Source organism: Pseudoalteromonas sp. NEC-BIFX-2020_015, from assembly GCF_012952265.1.
GTDB classification, from domain to species: Bacteria; Pseudomonadota; Gammaproteobacteria; order Enterobacterales; family Alteromonadaceae; genus Pseudoalteromonas; species Pseudoalteromonas neustonica.
On record NZ_JABCJL010000086.1, the window covers coordinates 1 to 790 of the forward strand.

Sequence of the window (790 nt, forward strand, 5' to 3'; positions counted from 1 at the left end):
TGGAGTCGTCCTTGAAATACCACCCTTGTAGTTTTGATGTTCTAACGTTGGCCCCTGAATCGGGGTTACGGACAGTGCCTGGTGGGTAGTTTGACTGGGGCGGTCTCCTCCCAAAGAGTAACGGAGGAGCACGAAGGTTGGCTAAGTACGGTCGGACATCGTACGGTTAGTGTAATGGTAGAAGCCAGCTTAACTGCGAGACAGACACGTCGAGCAGGTACGAAAGTAGGTCATAGTGATCCGGTGGTTCTGAATGGAAGGGCCATCGCTCAACGGATAAAAGGTACTCCGGGGATAACAGGCTGATACCGCCCAAGAGTTCATATCGACGGCGGTGTTTGGCACCTCGATGTCGGCTCATCACATCCTGGGGCTGAAGTCGGTCCCAAGGGTATGGCTGTTCGCCATTTAAAGTGGTACGCGAGCTGGGTTTAGAACGTCGTGAGACAGTTCGGTCCCTATCTGCCGTGGGCGTTTGAGAATTGAGAGGGGTTGCTCCTAGTACGAGAGGACCGGAGTGAACGAACCGCTGGTGTTCGGGTTGTCATGCCAATGGCATTGCCCGGTAGCTACGTTCGGAACTGATAAGCGCTGAAAGCATCTAAGCGCGAAGCAGGCCTCGAGATGAGTTCTCACTAGAGCTATAAGCTCTCTGAAGGGCCGTTGGAGACTACAACGTTGATAGGCAAGGTGTGGAAGCATAGTGATATGTTAAGCTAACTTGTACTAATTACCCGTGAGGCTTAACCATACAACGCCAAACGCGTTTTATGTGATAGTTGATAGCGCA

1 rRNA gene is annotated in these 790 nt (G+C 51.9%); it reads left to right on the top strand.

The annotated features are described in order from the left end of the window. A 23S ribosomal RNA gene (locus HH219_RS21655) occupies positions 1-751 on the top strand; the annotation flags it as partial. Positions 752-790 lie beyond the last annotated feature (39 nt).